Origin of the sequence: Rathayibacter sp. PhB127, from assembly GCF_003751665.1 — a bacterium.
GTDB classification, from domain to species: Bacteria; Actinomycetota; Actinomycetes; order Actinomycetales; family Microbacteriaceae; genus Rathayibacter; species Rathayibacter festucae.
Window position 1 is genome coordinate 923,077 of sequence record NZ_RKHW01000002.1, and the last position, 15,936, is coordinate 939,012.

Consider the following 15,936-nt stretch of genomic DNA (forward strand, 5'->3'; position numbering starts at 1 on the left):
CGCCCGCCCGGCTGCGCCCGCGCGGCCCCGCGACCCTCCAGAAGTTGCGGTGGTCGACGGCGACTACCGCAACTACTGCGTACTCGACGCGTCTCCATGGTCCCGGGCGCCCGGGCGGCTTCGCGCCCCTCCACAAGTTGCGGTAGTCGGCGGCGAGTACCGCAACTTTCGCGTACTCGACCGAATCACAGCGCGCGGGCCACGGGAGGTCGGCGGGTGCTCGGAATTCGTCGTGCAGGGCGCGCGAGTACGACAACTCCTGGAGGGCGGGAGAGGTGAGAGGGGTGGTCCGTGCCCGCGCGGCTGCGCGACCCTCCAGAAGTTGCAGTAGTCGACGGCGGCTACCGCAACTTTCGCGTAGTCGACGCGTCCCCGCCCGGTCCGGAGCGCGGAGGGCCGCGCGACTCTCCAGAAGTTGCGGTAGTCGGGCGCGACTACCGCAACTTTTGGAGAGTGGAGAGAGGGGTGGCCGGGCGCGGGCGTCAGCCGATGGTCACCAGGGCGGACAGGAGCTCCGGGGCGCGGCGGTCGAGGATGCGGCCGCCGACGCGGACGCCGACGAGGGCGAGCACGGCGCCGACGACCACGGCGGCGGCGAGCGCGCCGAGGCCGAAGCCGAGGCTGCCGCCGACCAGCGAGATCGTGCCGAGGATGAGCGAGGGCAGCGAGAGCAGGGCGGTCGCACCCATGCTGCCGAGCATCACGACGCTCGAGATCATCCCGGAGCCGGGCGGCGTCTTCAGCGGGCTGTCGCCGGGGGCCGGCACGGGGTAGACGACCAGCGCGGACGCGACGCTCGAGACGCCGAAGCCGCTGAGCACCAGCGCGAGCGACATGCCGAGGACGGCGGGGATCGACTCCGGCCGACCCGCGTAGAGGCAGGTGCCGACGGTGACGATCAGCACGGCCGGCACGCCGATGAGGCCGGCGGCGATGACGCGGCCGGCGCGGTCGGCCGAGCCGGCGACTCCGGAGCTGACGTGCGCGGCCCAGGCGGTGCCGTCGTAGGAGACGTCGGCGCAGAGGGTCACGCCGAAGATCAGGGCGATGAAGAGGGAGGAGAGGACGACCAGCGTCGAGCCGCCGCCCTGCAGCGCGCTGTAGAAGACGGCCAGCACGACGACCGCGGGGATCACCAGGAGTCCGCGGCTGTAGCGCGGGTCGCGCCACCAGTAGCCGAGGGCCCGCGCGGCGATCGCGCCGGTCGGGGTGCCGGGGAAGCGGCCGAGCAGTCCGATGCCCTGCGCGCCCGAGGCGGCCTGCGAGGAGGACGCGGCCGGCTCGGCCAGCGCGTGCCGGAGTGCGCGCGCCCAGAGCCACACCACGGCGGCGAGCGTGGCGACGCCGATCGCGAAGCGGCCGAGGGCGACCGCCCACTCCCCCGCGACGATCGCGCCGGGGACGCCCCAGATCGCGCCGAGCGGCGACCAGCCGAGGGCGGACGCGACGACGGGGAGCGTGTCGAGGCCGTCGCTGATCACGGTGGTCAGTCCGATGAACAGTGGTCCGAGCAGGATCACGACGACCAGGACGACGCCGCCGATCACCTCGCGGTAGCGGCGGCTCGAGCCGAGGCCGGTGGTCAGAGCGCCGATGAGGCGCGAGGCGACCACGCAGGTGGCGACGCCGATGACCGCCGAGACGAGGCCGGGCAGGATGCCGACGGGGTTGCTCCACCAGGCCGCCGCGGAGGCGAGCGCGGCCAGCGAGGTGACGATCCCGGGGAAGCCCGCGAGGCCCGCGGCGGCGAGGCCGAGCATCAGCGTCCGGAGCGGGATCGGGAAGGTCGCCAGGGTCGGCAGGTCCAGGCTCTGGTCCGAGCCGGAGACGAAGATCGGACCGAGGACCCAGCCCAGCAGCAGCGCGGAGCCGCCGAGGATCAGGGCGACGTTCGCGAACGCCGGGTCGGAGGCGCCGAGCGCGATCAGCCCGACGACCACCACGCCGAGCACGCCGACCGCGTAGAGCCCGCCGAAGATCACGCCGATCAGCTGCCAGACGTTGCGGGTGAGCGTATTGCGCAGCAGCAGCAGGCGCAGCCTCAGGAGATGCGCAACCATGCCGGGCCCTCCTGGTGGGTGCGGCCGCCCACGAGGTCGACGAAGCGCTCCTCGAGGCTGGATCCGGCGCGGACCTCCTCGAGCGTTCCGGCGGCGAGGACGCGGCCGTCGGCGATGACGGCGACACGGTCGCACATCCGCTCGACGAGGTCCATCGAGTGGCTGGAGACGATGACGGTGCCGCCGGAGGCGACGTAGCCGGTGAGGATGTCGCGGATGTTCGCGGCGGAGACCGGGTCGACGGACTCGAAGGGCTCGTCGAGCACCAGCAGCCGCGGGGCGCGGACGAGGGCGCAGGCGAGCGCGATCTTCTTGGTCATGCCGGCGGAGTAGTCGACGACGAGGGTGCGGTCGGCGGGGTCGAGGCCGAGCAGGGCCAGCAGGTCGCCGGCGCGCTCGAGGACGGTCGGGCGGTCGATGCCGCAGAGCAGGCCGTAGTAGGTGATCAGCTGCAGGCCGGTGAGGCGGTCGAAGAGCTTGACGCCGTCGGCGAGCACGCCGATCAGCCGCTTGGCCTCGAGGGTGTCCTGCCAGACGTCGACGTCGTGGATGGTGACGGTGCCCGCGTCGGGGCGGAGCAGGGCGGTCGCCATCGAGAGGGTGGTCGTCTTGCCTGCGCCGTTGGGGCCGACGAGGCCGAAGAAGGAGCCGGCCGGCACATCGAGATCGATGCCGGCGACGGCCTCCTTGTCGCCGAAGCGCTTGCGGAGGCCCCGTATGCGGAGGGCGATCTCGTCCTGGCGGCCGGTGGCGTCGGGGGCCGCCCAGGCGGGGGCGGGGGTGGCCAGGGTCGCGGTGCTCGGGCTCGCGACGGCCGCGGTGGTGTCGTGCTGATCGACGCCGTCCTGCGGGGAGTCGGTCGCGTGCTGCGGGGTGCCGGTCGCGTACTGCGGGGTGCCGGTGGGCGTCGTGCCGTTCGTCCCGTCCATGGGAGTCCCTTCGGTGCCTGTGTTGACGGGGCCGCGGTGGGCGGCCGCCTCTCAACGGTAGCGAGGGTCGGGTTGCGCGGCATCAGTCGCCGGGAGGAGTGGCCGGCAGCCGGGCGGAGGACCTTCGGCTCGCGGGTACCCGCCGGGCTCGCTGAAATCGACGGATTCGGCGAGCCGAAGCGGTGATCGCGAGCCGGAGGTGACTCCGGTGGGTCGGGCTCGTCGAACCGCGCTCGGCTCGCTCGAACCGGCGGGTTCCGCGAGCCGGGGGTGGAACCGCGAGCCGTAGGTCAGTGCTCGGCACCTCCGGCTCGTCGATTCGACTCCGGCTCGCGGGGCTGAGCCGAATCTGCGAGCCGGAGACGGGATCACGAGCCGGAGGTGGTTCGCGGGGGCCTTCGGCTCGTCGGAACGCGCTCGGCTCGCGGGAATCGGCGGAGTCGGCGAGCCGGAGGTGGAATCGCGAGCCGGAGGTGGGTCGGGCTCCTGAGGAGGCGCGGAGGGGGCGTGTCTAGGCTGAGCCGCATGCCCACGCTCCTCCTCGTCCGTCACGGGCGCACCACGGCCAACACCGCCGGGATCCTCGCCGGACGCACCGCCGGGGTCCGCCTCGACGACGTCGGGCGCACGCAGGCCGCGCGCACCGGGGAGCGGCTGGCCGCGGTCCCGCTCGCCGCGGTCGTGTCGAGTCCGCTCGAGCGCTGCCGGCAGACGGCGCGGTACCTGCTCGAGCGGCAGGACGGCTCGCCGGCGACGCCGATCGAGAAGGGGATCACCGAGTGCGACTACGGCGAGTGGCAGGGGCGCTCGCTCCGGGACCTCGCCAAGGAGCCGATGTGGTCGGTCGTGCAGAACCAGCCGTCCGCGGCGGTCTTCCCCGGCGGCGAGGGTCTGGCCGGGATGCAGGCGCGCTCGGTCGCCGCGATCCGGCGGCACGACGCGGCGGTGGCGGCGGAGCACGGGGCGAACGCGGTGTGGGCGGCGGTCAGCCACGGCGACATCATCAAGGCGGTGCTCGCCGATGCGCTCGGCATGCATCTCGACCTCTTCCAGCGGCTGTCGGTCGGGCCGGCGTCGGTGTCGATCATCCGCTACGGCGCCGGGCGGCCGGACGTGATCGCGATGAACACGGAGGCCGGCGACCTGGGCTGGCTGCGGACGCCGGCGCCGGCCGAGGCCGAGGCGCCGGTCGGGGGCGGGGCGGGGCACGAGTAGCGGCGCAGAACATCAGCTGAGAGGGGTGGGCGTCGGCTGTGGGGGGAGGGACACCAGTCTCAGCTGATGTTGTGCGGGGTGGATCTCGATATGCCCCCTGCGCGGGCTACTCGATCAGCATGCAGGTGCCACTGCGAAGGCTGCTCGAGCAGCAATGGCATGAGCGGCGCAGGCACACGCTGGTCGAGTAGACGCGGAGCGTGTATCGAGACCGAACGCCGGCGGACGTGGATCTCGATACCCCCACTGCGTGGGCTACTCGATCAGCATGAAGCGCCCGCTGCGCGGGCTGCTCGATCCGCGCGGAGGGGCGGGGCCCGCAAGGGCGTCTCGTCCGCGTGCAGGGGTGGGTCAGGCGGGCGCTCGTAGACTGGGGGCATGCCCATCGTGCACGGATTCGACTGGCCGGACCGCGTCGTCGTGGGGACGATCGGCTCCCCCGGCTCCCGCTCCTTCTACCTGCAGGCCCGGACCGGGCCGCGCGTCGTGAGCGTCGGGCTGGAGAAGCAGCAGTCGGCGCTGCTCGCGGAGAAGATCGACGAGATCCTCGACCAGCTGATGTCCGCGGAGGGCAACCCGGCGAGCGTGCCGCCCGGCACTCCCCCCGAGCTCGTCGACAACGAGCCGCTCGACCAGCCGGTCGCCGCCGAGTTCCGCGTCGGCAGCCTCAGCCTCGGCTGGGATCCGTCGACGGCGCAGGTCGTCATCGAGGCCTACCCCGTGGTCGAGGGCGACGACGAGGACGACCTCGGCATCGACGACTCCCCCACGCTGCCCGACGAGATGCTGCAGGTGCGCATCCCGGTCGGCACCGCCCGCGCCTTCGCCAAGCGCACGCTCGAGATCGTCGGCGCCGGCCGTCCGCTCTGCCCGCGCTGCGGCGAGCCGATGGACCCCGACGGGCACGACTGCCCGCTGACATGACCGATCGGGCCGGGCCGGACGGCGAGCACGAGCCGCAGAGCAGCGAGCTGTCGAGCGCAGGGCAGCCGAGCAGCGAACTGTCGAGCGCCGAGCGGCCCGGCATCGAGCTGCCCGCCGACTCCGAGCTGCAGAGCGGCGAGCTGGAGCTCACCGGCCGGATCACGGTCGCCTCGAACGCGACGTTCCTCGGCAGCATCGGCGGCACCTCCGTCGTCTACAAGCCGGTCGCCGGGGAGAAGCCGCTCTGGGACTTCCCGGACGGGCAGCTCGCGGGCCGCGAGGTCTCGGCCTACCTCGCTTCCGAGGCGCTGGGCTGGAACGTCGTGCCGCGCACCTGGCTCCGCGAGGGGCCGCTGGGCGTCGGCATGGTGCAGCTCTGGCAGGACATCGATCCGGAGCAGGACGCCGTCGACCTGGTGCCGGCGGACGCGGTGCCCGAGGGCTGGCGGCATGTGCTCGACGGCAGCGACGCCGAGGACCGCGACATCTCGCTCGTGCACGAGGACTCGGCGGCGCTGCGGCGGATGGCCGTCTTCGACGTCGTGGTCAACAACGCGGACCGCAAGGGCGGGCACGTGCTCGAGATGCCGGGCGGGCACCGCTACGGCGTCGACCACGGGCTGACCTTCCACGTGGAGCACAAGCTGCGGACGGTGCTCTGGGGCTGGGTCGGCGAGCCGCTGACCGGCGACGAGCTCTCGGCGCTGAAGCGGCTGCGCTCGGCGATCGACGGGCCGCTCGGCGCGGCGCTGTCCGAGCTGCTGCTGGACGAGGAGATCGCGACGTTCGCCAAGCGCTGCGACCGGCTCCGCTCCTCCGGCCGCTTCCCGGCACCGCGCGGCAGCATGCCCGCCGTGCCGTGGCCGCTGTTCTAGCCGCGGACGGCGATCCGGGCGCCCGGGAGCACCGGGCGTCCGGACACCCGACCCTCTAGAAGCCCCAGCCGCGGCCGAACAGCTCGTCGCCGGGCGGTCGCCCGCCGGGAGCCGCGCCGCGCGCACCGAGGTAGGACGAGACGACGGCCGCACCGAGGTCGTCCGCCTCCGGGTTCACGACGGAGCCGCCGACGCGGCGGGCCAGCGAGTCGATGAAGCGGGCGAGCCCCGGGTCGTCGCCCAGCCGGAAGAACGTGGTGTGCGCGCCGAGGCGGGTGGAGGCGTCGAGCTCGCGGACGGAGACGGCGACCGTCACCGGGTCCGGCGGGTAGTCGAAGTAGATCTGCCCGTCGGGCTCGAGGTGCGCGGTCGGCTCGCCGTCGGTGACGATCAGCAGCACCGGCTGCGCGCTGGGGTGCTTGCGGAAGTGCCGATTTGCCAGCAGCAGGGCGTGGTGCAGGTTGGTGCCCTTCTCCCACTCCGCGTCGAGGCCGACGAGCTGCTCGACGTCCATCACCTCGGCCTGGCGGCCGAACGCGATCAGCTGCAGCTCGTCGCCGCGGAACCGGCTCGAGATCAGGGTGTGCAGGGCGAGGGCGGTGCGCTTCATCGGCACCCAGCGGCCGTCCATCGCCATCGAGAACGAGGTGTCGACGAGGAGGGCGACGCAGGCCTGGGTCCGCGCCTCCGTCTCCTGCACCTCGACGTCGCCGATCTCGATCCGGACGCCGGAGCCGGCCTCGCGACCGTCGCCCGCCGTGCGAGTGAGCGCGTTGGTGAGGGTGCGGGTGACGTCCCACGCCTCGGTGTCGCCGAACTCCCACTGCCGGGTCGCGCCGGAGCGCTCGCCCGCGGCGCCGGCCCGGCGCACGTCGCGCGCGCCCTGCCGGCCGGACATCGTGTCGGCGATGTCGCGCAGCAGCGCCTTGCCGAGCTGGCGCATGGCCTTCGGAGTGAGGGTGAGCGCGCCGTCCGAGCCGCGGCGCAGGGTGCCGGAGTCGCGCAGTGCCTTCTCGAGGCGCTTGAGGGTCTGCGCGTCGACCGCCGCGTCGTCGCCGAGGCGGCGGGCGAGCAGGTCGAGGTCGAGGTCGTCGAGGTTCGAGCGCTCGTGCGGCTGCGCGAGCTGGTCGGCGAGCGCGTCGAGGTCGGCGAGCTCCTGGAAGACGCCGGTGCCGTCGCCGAGGCCGAGGCCCTGCTCGCCGTCCATCCGCTCGGAGCCGCCCCAGTCCTCGCCGGGCCGCAGGCCCCGCAGGGTCTCGTCCAGCTGACCGAGCGACTGCATCAGCTCGGGCGTGCCGAAGGCCTGCTGGGCGAGGGCGTCGAGCTCGTCGCGCTGCTGCTGGGTCATCGAGTTGCGCATCCGCTGGGCCGCGGCGGCGCGGGCGGCCAGGGCGTCGATCAGCTCGTCGACCGTCTCGGGCCGCTCGGGGAAGTACTCGCCGTGCTGCGCCATCAAGGCGTCGAACTGCTCGGGGGTGTCCTCGCCGCGGGCGTGCGCCTCGAGGAGCTGGTTGAGGTCGCGGAGCATCGCGTCGATCGCGGCGCGGTCCTCGTCGCTCGCGTTCTGCAGGGCCTGCTTCATGCCCTCGAAGCGCTGCTCGAGCATCTCGGCGCCGAGCAGCTCCTTGATCTTCTCGTAGTCGGCGCGGGCCTCCGGGCTCTGCCAGCGGTAGTCCGAGAGCTCCGAGACCGCGGCGGCGGGCGAGGGCGGGAGGCTGTCGAGCTGGATCTCGGCGAGGGCGCGGTCGCCGTCGTCCATCTGCGTGTCGCGGGCGAGCTGCTTGCGCTCGGCCAGGACGGCGCGATCGAGCAGCTCGCGGACCTCGCGGAGGGTGCCGTCGAGGCCGTGCTTCTGCGTCAGCTCGCGCCGGCGCTCGGCGACGCGGGCGGCGAGGTCGTCGAGACCCTGGCCGTCGCGGCCGCCGCGGCGGAGGAACTCGCGCATGGCGCGCTCGGGCGAGGTGCCGGCCATGACGTCCTCGCCGATGGCGTCGAGCGCCTCCGCGAGGTCGACCGGCGGGGCGAGCGGGTCGGGACCGCCGTCGTAGCGGGAGTAGCGGGCATCGCGCCCGAGCCGGCGGTTGCCCCTAGGCACGGGAGCGCCCTCCGGGCAGCGGGCGTCCGGCGGACAGCGGGAAGCCGATGACCAGCGGCTCAGCCATAGACGGCCTCGCCCCCACCCGTCTCCTTGCTGAGCTTGCGGGAGAGGTAGAGGCCCTCGAGCGCGAGCTCGACGGCGCCCGCGCGGCGGCCCGCGCCGACGGCCTCGAGGCGATCGGCGATGTCGTCGTAGAGGGTCGACTCGCCGAGGACGGGCAGGGCGGCGAGGAACTCCTCGGCCGTCACCTGCTCGCCCGTGGTGATCATCGCACCGTTCTCGACGGCGGTGACGAGCGGGGTGAGGTCGAGTCCGCGGAGATGCGCGCGGACCGTCTCGGCGGTGGCCTGGCGGAGGAGGTGGTCGAGGATCTCGTCCTCGCGGCCCTCCTCGCCCGACTCGAACTCGATCTTGCCGCCGAGCACGTCGACCGCGGTCTCGAGGTCGATCGGGCGGGCGACCGCCTCCTCCTCACCGCGCCGGGTGGCCCGGTGCAGGGCGGCGGCGGCGATGGTCTCGGCGCCGGCGATGGCGAAGCGGGCGCTCACTCCGCTGCGCTGGTCGACCGAGGACGACTCCCGCAGCGCCCGGGTGAAGCGGGCGAGGATCTCGATCAGCGCGTCCGGGACGGTGGCGACGAGATCGGCCTCCTGGCGGATCACGGCGACCTCGTCGACGAGCGCGGTCGGGTAGTGGGTGCGGATCTCGGCGCCGAAGCGGTCCTTCAGCGGGGTGATGATCCGGCCGCGGTTCGTGTAGTCCTCGGGGTTGGCGCTGGCGACGACGAGGACGTCGAGCGGGAGCCGCAGGACGTAGCCGCGGATCTGGATGTCGCGCTCCTCCATCACGTTGAGCATCGCGACCTGGATGCGCTCGGCGAGGTCGGGCAGCTCGTTGATCGCGACGATGCCGCGGTGGCTGCGCGGGATGAGGCCGAAGTGGATGGTCTCCGGGTCGCCGAGGCTGCGGCCCTCGGCCACCTTCATCGGGTCGACGTCGCCGATGAGGTCGGCGACGCTCGTGTCCGGCGTGGCCAGCTTCTCGACGTAGCGCTCCTCGCGGCTGCGCCAGGCGACGGGCAGCTCGTCGCCGAGCTCGTCCGCCCGGCGCCTGCTGATCGAGGTGATCGGCTCGTAGGGGTGCTCGCCGAGCTCGGAGCCCTCGATGACGGGGGTCCACTCGTCGAGCAGGCCGTTGAGCGTGCGGAGGAGGCGGGTCTTGCCCTGGCCGCGCTCGCCGAGGAGCACGATGTCGTGCCCGGCGATCACCGCCCGCTCGACCTGGGGGATGACGGTGTCCTGGAAGCCGTGCAGGCCGGGCCAGGGGTCGCGGCCCTCGCGGAGGGCGTCGAGGAGGTTGTCGCGGATCTCGGTGCGGAGGGTCTTCTGCGCGTGCCCGGAGGCGCGCAGCTGGCCGAGGGTGCTGATCTGGGGGCGCATCACCTCTGCAACGCTACGCCGCGGGTCCGACATGCGGTGGGGGTGCGCGGGATCCGCGGGGGTGCTAGCGGTGGTGGCGGATCGGGGCGATCATGCGGCCCCCGTCCGGCGGAGCGCGGGTCTCGATACGCCCCTTCGGGGCTACTCGACCAGCATGGAAGTGAGAACTCTCGAAGGTTCGGCGGGCAGCCTGGGGGGATGACCGGTCCCGTCCTCCGCTCCGCCCTCGTCGGCGCGACGCTCGCGCTCGGCGTGGGGCTCGCCTCCTGCAGCACAACTCCGGCCGCTCCCGGCCCCGATGCGCGCGAGCTCGTCGGCGCGAGCAGCGTCGCGGAGGGGCTCGAGGCGCCGTGGTCGGTCGTCTTCGTCGACGACGGCACGGCGCTCGTCAGCGAGCGCGACAGCGGACGGGTGCTCGAGCTCACGGCGGACGGCGGCACCCGCGAGGTCGGCGTCGTCGAGGGCGTGGTCGCCGAGGGCGAGAGCGGGCTGCTCGGGCTGGCCGTCGACGAGCGGACGCTGTTCGCCTACTCGACCGCGGCCGACGGCAACCGGATCCAGCGGTACGCACTCCAGGGCGAGGCCGGGTCGTACGCGCTCGGCGACCCGGAGACGATCCTCGACGGGATCCCGGCCGCTCGCACCCACGACGGCGGACGGATCGCCATCGGCCCCGACGGCATGCTCTACGCGACCGTCGGCGACGCCGGGCGGCGCGAGGCGGCGCAGGACCCGGACGCGCTCTCCGGCAAGATCCTCCGGATGACGCTCGACGGCGCCGTTCCCGAGGACAACCCGTACCCGGGGTCGCTGGTCTGGAGCAGCGGGCACCGCAATCCGCAGGGCCTCGCCTGGGCGGAGGACGGCACGCTCTTCGCGAGCGAGTTCGGGCAGGACACCTGGGACGAGCTGAACGTGATCGAGCCCGGCGCGAACTACGGCTGGCCCGCGGTGGAGGGGATCGCCGGCGAGGACGGCTTCGTCGATCCGGTGCAGCAGTGGGAGCCGGGCGCGGCCAGCCCGAGCGGGATGGCGCAGCTGGACGGCGTGCTCTATCTGGCGAACCTGCGCGGCGAGGTGCTGCGCGCGGTGCCGGTCGCGGATCCGTCGGCCTCGACCGAGTACGCCGTGGGCGAGTACGGGCGGCTGCGGGACGCGGTGGCGGCACCGGACGGCGACCTGTGGTTCGTGACGAGCAACACGGACGGCCGCGGATCGCCGGGCGAGGCGGACGACCGGATCGTGAGCGTGCCGCCGCCGGCGTGACGCGCGCGCGAGACGTCCCGCTCCCGTCGAGGCGTCCCGGTGCTACGGGACGCCTCGACGGTTCGAGGACGCCTCGGCGGGGAGGGCGTCAGGCGCCGGGGGGCAGCAGGCCGCTCTCGTAGGCGGCGATCACGAGCTGGGCGCGGTCGTGGGCCGAGAGCTCGGGCATGCGGATGTCCATCAGGACGACGTCGGGGCGCAGGCGGGTCGCCAGCTCGACGGCCTCGCGGCCGGTGCGCGCCTCGCCGACGACCTCGATGCCGCTCTCGCCGCTCAGGATGTCGGTGACGGCCTGGCGGATCAGGGGCTGGTCACGCGGCTGATGAGCGTGCAGGAGCGGACCCGCGAGATCGGCCTGATGAAGGCGATGGGCAGGGGCAGCGGACGGGTGTTCGCGCTCTTCAGCATCGAGGCGGCGTTCATCGGCTTCCTCGGCAGCGCGATCGGCGCGCTGCTGGCGGTGGCGGCCGGGACCGGGCTGAGCGGGGTGCTCTCGGGCTCGCCGCTCTCGGACCTGCCGGGGCTGACCCTGATCGCGTTCGACCCGGTGTCGATCCTGACGGTGGTGCTCGTCGTGATGGTGATCGCGTTCGTGGCGGGGACGCTGCCGGCCGCGGGGGCGGCGCGGGCGGATCCGGTGCAGTCGCTGCGGTACGAGTAGTACTCCGGAGCCTGTCTCTGCAGAACGTCAGCTGAGCGTGCGGCTCATCGCTCATGGGCGATGAGAAGGCGTCTCAGCTGATGGTCTGCGTCCGTCAGCGCCCCTCGGCTGCGCTGCCCTCGTAGTCCGCGTCGGTGATGTGCTCGGCCCAGGCCGTCGTCGTGGACGGATCGTCGGCGGCCTCGAGGACGGCGAGGTGCTCCATGAAGACGCCGGGCGCGGAGGCGTGCCAGTGCTCCTCGCCGGGCGGGGTGTAGAGGGTCTGACCGGCGTGCACCTCGAGGACCGTGCCGTCGCGGCCGCCGAAGCGGGCGACGCCCGAGGTCACGTGCAGGTACTGGCCGCGGGCGTGCGAGTGCCAGGCGGTGCGGGCGCCGGGGGCGAACCGCACCCGGGCCATCGTGGTGCGCTGGTCGGCGTCGTGCGGCACGACGATCGTGTCGAGCCAGACGTCGCCGGCGAACTGCTCGGGCGGGTTCTTGACGGTGGGGGTCGTCGGTTCGATGTTCATCGGGGTCCTTCTTCCGCTGCGGCGGCGGGCCGGGCGTCCGCCTCCGTCGCCACGCTAGGCCGGGGCCGGCGGGCGGGACAGGCCCTGGCGGTACACGTTCCGGCAGGGCCTCGCTCGCGCGGGGACAGCGGTGTGGAGTGGTCGGGATCCCCCTTCCCCCTGCCCCGAGGAGACCCCGTGCCCGAGACCACCCCCAGCCCGCTCCGCGCCACCATCGGCGACCTCGCTCCGAAGATCGTCCAGCTCACCGAGGACGTGCTCTTCGGCGACGTCTGGGAGCGCCCCGAGCTCGCCAAGCGCGACCGCAGCCTGCTCACGCTTTCGTCGCTGCTCACCGGCGGGAGCACGGTGCAGCTCGACGCGCACATCCGCATCGGCCGCGACAACGGGCTGACCGAGGCCGAGATCGTCGAGGCGTTCACCCACCTCGCCTTCTACGCCGGCTGGCCCAAGGCGCTCTCGGCGATCGACGTCGCGAAGCGCGTCTTCGCGGAATGAGCACGCGCCGCAGCACGCGCCGCCCCGTCTCGGAGCCGCTCGTAGGGTGGTCCCGGACCGACCTCGACGAGCGGAGACGACGATGACGAACGCGCAGGACGACGGGCGCCGCCAGGCGGTGGCGGGGCCGACCCGCTTCTTCGGCGAGGAGGCGTTCGAGGACGACGGCGGCACGACGCTCCGCTGGCTCGGCATGGCCGGGTTCCTGCTCACCTCGCGCGGCACCTCGCTGATGATCGACCCGCTGCTCGGCGGCTTCGACATGCCGGTGCTGATCGACTTCCCGATCGCCGCCGCCGCCGTGCCGCGGCTGGACGCGGTGCTGGTGACCCACAGCGACAACGACCACTTCAGCCGGCCGACCTGCCGCGAGCTCGCGCCGGTGACGACCGCGTTCCACTCGACGCGGTACGTCGCCTCGGAGATGACCGCCGAGGGACTCCCGGCGCACGGGCACGGGATCGACGACGCGTTCGAGGTCGGCGGCGTCGGCGTCCGGCTGACCCCGGCCGACCACGCCTGGCAGAACGCGTTCCCCGAGCCGGGGCAGCGCTTCTTCGAGGAGGAGGACGCCTGCGGCTTCTGGCTCGAGACGCCGGACGGCACGATCTGGGCGCCGGGCGACTCGCGGCTGATCCGCGAGCACCACCTGACCGGGCCGAGCCCCGACGTGATGCTCTTCGACTTCTCGGACAGCGAGTGGCACTTCACCTTCGAGGGCGCGATCGAGATGGCGGACGCGCATCCGACGTCGCAGCTGCTGCTGCACCACTGGGGCTCGGTGGACTCGCCGGACTTCGCGCCGTTCAACGGCGACCCGGCCGACGTGCTGCGCGCGGTGTCGCATCCGGAGCGGGTGCACGTGCTGGCTCCTGGGGAGCCCTTCCGGCTGGCCGGAGAGTCCCGGCTGAGCTGAGGGGCCCGACCGGAGCGCCCGGCGGTCGCCGCGCTCAGACCGCCGGCTGCGCCGCGGGGAGCACCAGGGCCGAGCGGCGGCCGAGCAGCCAGACCGTGAGCGCGAAGCCGCTCAGCACGGCGCCGGCGATGCAGACCGCGCCCCAGCCGCCGTGCGTCCAGAGGAAGGACGCGAGGGCCGAGCCGAGGGCGCCGCAGACGAAGTTGGTCGTCACGAACGCGGTGTTCAGCCGGCTGCGCGCCGACGGGTCGACCTGGAACATCCGCGACTGGACCAGGATGTTGTGGCCCTGGATCGCGACGTCGAGCACCAGGATCGCGACGATCACGGCCACGATCGAGCCGCCTCCGACGCCCGCGATGACGAAGGACAGCAGCACCGCCGCCCAGGCGACGCCGATCGCCGGGAGGGCCAGGCCGCGGTCGTGCAGGTGCCCGGCGCGCTGAGCGGCGATGGCGCCGGCGAGGCCGATCAGGCCGAAGAGGCCGATCGTGCCGACGTCGAAGGAGAACGGCGGGGCGCTGAGCAGGAAGGTCAGCGACGTCCAGAACATCGTGAAGACCGCGAAGGACGTGCCGCCGAGGGCGAGGCTCCAGCGCACCGAGCGCTCGCGCCGGACGATCGCGAAGACGGAGGCGATCAGGGCCGGGTAGCGCAGGCGGGTGCGCGGCGGGAGCGTCGGGATCGCTCGGGCGAGCAGGACCGCGAGCACCACGCCCGCGACCGCCGCGACCACGTAGACGGTGCGCCAGCCGGCGGCCTGGGCGATGAGGCCGCTGATCGTCCGCGAGACGAGGATGCCGGTCAGGATGCCCGAGACGACGGTGCCGACGACCCTGCCGCGCGTGGCGTCGTCGGCGAGGTCGCCCGCGAGCGGGGCGAGGATCTGGCCGGCGACGGTGGTCAGGCCGACGAGCGCGAGGGTGGCGACGAGCACGGCGAAGGTCGGGGCGAGCGCGCAGGCGAGCAGGGCGAGTGAGGCGCAGAGCATCGCGGCGGGGACGAGGACACGGCGGTCGAGCACGTCGCCGAGCGGGACGAAGAGGAGCACGCCGAGGGCGTAGCCGAGCTGCGTCGCGGTGACGAGCCAGCCCGCGGATCCGGTGCTCGTGCCGAGATCGGTCGCGAGGAAGTCGAGCAGGGGCTGGGCCCAGTAGAGGTTGCCGACGGCGACGCCGCCGGCGATCGCGAAGAGGAGGGTGGTGCGGCGGTTCACTCGGCGGTCCTGTCGGCGGGGGCGGGGTGCGCGGCGGGGGCTGACTGGGCGGACTGCGTCGACTGGGCGGCCTGCGTCGCGGACCAGCTCGCGAGCAGCTTCAGCGCGTCGTCGCTCGGCGAGCCCGGCTCGGCGCTGTAGATCAGGAAGTCGAGGCCGGGGTCGCCGAGCGGCTCGAAGGCCTCGTAGCTGAGGTGCAGGTCGCCGACGATCGGGTGGTGGAAGAACTTGCTGCCGCTGGCGTGGTGGCGCACCTCGTGGGCGCCCCAGCGGGTGCGGAACTCGTCGCTCCGGGTGGAGAGCTCGCCGACGAGGGCCTGGAGCTCGGCGTCGTGCGGGGCGCGGCCGGCCTCGGTGCGGAGGATGCCGACGGTGATGTCGGCGGCGGTGCTCCAGACCGGGTAGAACGCCTCCGCGAGCTCGCGCTGCAGGAAGGCGAAGCGGGCGAGGTTGACCGGGCGCTCCGGGAGCGCGTAGAGGTCGGCGTAGAGCGCGCGGAAGAGGTCGTTCTCGACGAGGACGTCGAGGCGGCCGTTGCGGACGAAGGCGGGGGCCGAGGTGATCGACTCGACCGCGAGCCGCATGCTCGGGCGGACGGCGGCGGGCACGCGCCGACGGGAGCGCAGCGGCGAGCGCTCGGCCGTGCGGGCGAGGTCGAAGAGGTGCTCGCGCTCGGCGCGGTCGAGGCGCAGGGCGTCGGCGAGCGCCGTCAGCACCGACTCGGACGCGCCGCGCAGGTCGCCGCGCTCGAGCCGCGAGTAGTACTCGATGCTCACGCCGGCCAGCTGGGCCACCTCGCTGCGGCGCAGGCCCGGGACCCGGCGGTTCCCGCCGGCGGGCAGCTCGACCTGCTCGGGGGTCAGCCGGGCCCGGCGGGAGGTCAGGAAGTCGCGCGCCTCGGGGTCGTTCGTCATGCCAGTCACGCTACGGCGCGGCGGCGCGCGGAGGGATGCCCTGCGGGGGCACCGGTGCGGCAGGCGGGTGCGTCCTCGGGAGCGAGGGCGAGCTCGCCTGCTGATCGAGGAGCCCGCGGAGCGGGCGTATCGAGATCCACCACCGTCGGAAGACGGGTCTGCAGACACGCGCTGCTGAGAGGGGTGGGTCTCGATACGCCCCTTCGGGGCTACTCGACCAGCATGGCTGCGGGCGTCTCTTCCAAGTAGATCCACCACCGTCAGCACCTGAGTCTGCGTACCCGCCCTGTTGGTGACGGCGGGTCTCAATACGCCCCGGGGCTACTCGACATTGAGAATGGTGGTGTGGCGCGGGAGGGTGTCTGACCTTCTACTCGACGGACCGCCTCGCGGGGTGTGTCCACTGCTGGATCT

General features: G+C 73.6%; 15 protein-coding genes. 7 read left to right on the plus strand and 8 right to left on the minus strand.

What is annotated here, in order from left to right:
• Window positions 1–482: 482 nt before the first annotated feature.
• Both EDF22_RS14640 and EDF22_RS14645 read right to left on the minus strand, forming a co-directional pair.
• Window positions 483–2,060 carry a transporter gene (locus EDF22_RS14640; RefSeq protein ID WP_123705548.1) on the minus strand — a complete coding sequence of 526 codons (1,578 nt, stop codon included), beginning with the start codon at window positions 2,058–2,060 and terminating at the stop codon, window positions 483–485.
• Window positions 2,042–2,989 (minus strand): ABC transporter ATP-binding protein, encoded by a 948-nt coding sequence (locus tag EDF22_RS14645; RefSeq protein WP_123705549.1) that lies wholly within the window; start codon window positions 2,987–2,989, stop codon window positions 2,042–2,044. Before EDF22_RS14645 ends, EDF22_RS14640 begins: the two co-directional genes overlap by 19 nt.
• A 525-nt stretch (window positions 2,990–3,514) precedes the next feature.
• Here EDF22_RS14645 and EDF22_RS14650 point away from each other — a divergent pair.
• From EDF22_RS14650 to EDF22_RS14660, 3 genes are all read left to right on the plus strand, one after another.
• Window positions 3,515–4,204, plus strand: coding sequence for a histidine phosphatase family protein (locus EDF22_RS14650; protein WP_123705550.1), 690 nt, complete (start codon window positions 3,515–3,517; stop codon window positions 4,202–4,204).
• Window positions 4,205–4,582: 378 nt separating this feature from the next.
• Complete coding sequence (locus EDF22_RS14655) at window positions 4,583–5,128, plus strand: DUF3090 domain-containing protein (protein ID WP_123705551.1); 546 nt, start codon at window positions 4,583–4,585, stop codon at window positions 5,126–5,128.
• A gap of 107 nt (window positions 5,129–5,235) precedes the next feature.
• On the plus strand, window positions 5,236–6,003 hold the full coding sequence (locus EDF22_RS14660) for an SCO1664 family protein (protein WP_221180947.1): 768 nt from the start codon (window positions 5,236–5,238) through the stop codon (window positions 6,001–6,003).
• Between the two features lie 55 nt (window positions 6,004–6,058).
• On the opposite strand, the gene EDF22_RS14665 is transcribed toward EDF22_RS14660, so the two are convergent.
• Window positions 6,059–8,098 (minus strand): VWA domain-containing protein, encoded by a 2,040-nt coding sequence (locus EDF22_RS14665; protein ID WP_123705553.1) that lies wholly within the window; start codon window positions 8,096–8,098, stop codon window positions 6,059–6,061.
• 59 nt (window positions 8,099–8,157) lie between these two features.
• Complete coding sequence (locus EDF22_RS14670; protein WP_123705554.1) at window positions 8,158–9,540, minus strand: magnesium chelatase; 1,383 nt, start codon at window positions 9,538–9,540, stop codon at window positions 8,158–8,160.
• A gap of 198 nt (window positions 9,541–9,738) precedes the next feature.
• Between EDF22_RS14670 and EDF22_RS14675 the strand changes: the two genes are divergently transcribed.
• The gene (locus tag EDF22_RS14675) at window positions 9,739–10,806 is read left to right on the plus strand and encodes a sorbosone dehydrogenase family protein (protein ID WP_123705555.1); all 1,068 of its coding nucleotides are present in this window, start codon (window positions 9,739–9,741) and stop codon (window positions 10,804–10,806) included.
• Between the two features lie 88 nt (window positions 10,807–10,894).
• Here EDF22_RS14675 and EDF22_RS21105 read toward each other — a convergent pair whose 3' ends face one another.
• Window positions 10,895–11,140: a response regulator gene (locus tag EDF22_RS21105; RefSeq protein ID WP_221180948.1), complete on the minus strand. Its 246-nt coding sequence runs from the start codon at window positions 11,138–11,140 to the stop codon at window positions 10,895–10,897.
• Here EDF22_RS21105 and EDF22_RS14685 point away from each other — a divergent pair.
• Complete coding sequence (locus EDF22_RS14685; RefSeq protein ID WP_123705556.1) at window positions 11,129–11,467, plus strand: ABC transporter permease; 339 nt, start codon at window positions 11,129–11,131, stop codon at window positions 11,465–11,467. The two genes, EDF22_RS21105 and EDF22_RS14685, sit on opposite strands and share 12 nt — an antisense overlap.
• Before the next feature lie 94 nt (window positions 11,468–11,561).
• On the opposite strand, the gene EDF22_RS14690 is transcribed toward EDF22_RS14685, so the two are convergent.
• Window positions 11,562–11,978, minus strand: a complete 417-nt coding sequence (locus EDF22_RS14690; RefSeq protein WP_123705557.1) for a cupin domain-containing protein — start codon at window positions 11,976–11,978, stop codon at window positions 11,562–11,564.
• A 177-nt stretch (window positions 11,979–12,155) separates the two neighbouring features.
• Here EDF22_RS14690 and EDF22_RS14695 point away from each other — a divergent pair, with 177 nt between their 5' ends.
• Both EDF22_RS14695 and EDF22_RS14700 read left to right on the plus strand, forming a co-directional pair.
• Window positions 12,156–12,476 carry a carboxymuconolactone decarboxylase family protein gene (locus EDF22_RS14695; RefSeq protein ID WP_123705558.1) on the plus strand — a complete coding sequence of 107 codons (321 nt, stop codon included), beginning with the start codon at window positions 12,156–12,158 and terminating at the stop codon, window positions 12,474–12,476.
• Between the two features lie 82 nt (window positions 12,477–12,558).
• Complete coding sequence (locus EDF22_RS14700; protein ID WP_123705559.1) at window positions 12,559–13,392, plus strand: MBL fold metallo-hydrolase; 834 nt, start codon at window positions 12,559–12,561, stop codon at window positions 13,390–13,392.
• 34 nt (window positions 13,393–13,426) lie between these two features.
• Here the strand turns inward: EDF22_RS14700 and EDF22_RS14705 are convergent, their stop codons facing one another.
• Together EDF22_RS14705 and EDF22_RS14710 are read right to left on the minus strand one after the other, a co-directional pair.
• Window positions 13,427–14,608, minus strand: coding sequence for an MFS transporter (locus EDF22_RS14705; protein ID WP_123705560.1), 1,182 nt, complete (start codon window positions 14,606–14,608; stop codon window positions 13,427–13,429).
• On the minus strand, window positions 14,605–15,522 hold the full coding sequence (locus tag EDF22_RS14710; RefSeq protein ID WP_123705561.1) for a helix-turn-helix transcriptional regulator: 918 nt from the start codon (window positions 15,520–15,522) through the stop codon (window positions 14,605–14,607). The genes EDF22_RS14705 and EDF22_RS14710 overlap by 4 nt, the downstream gene beginning before the upstream one ends.
• Window positions 15,523–15,936 lie beyond the last annotated feature (414 nt).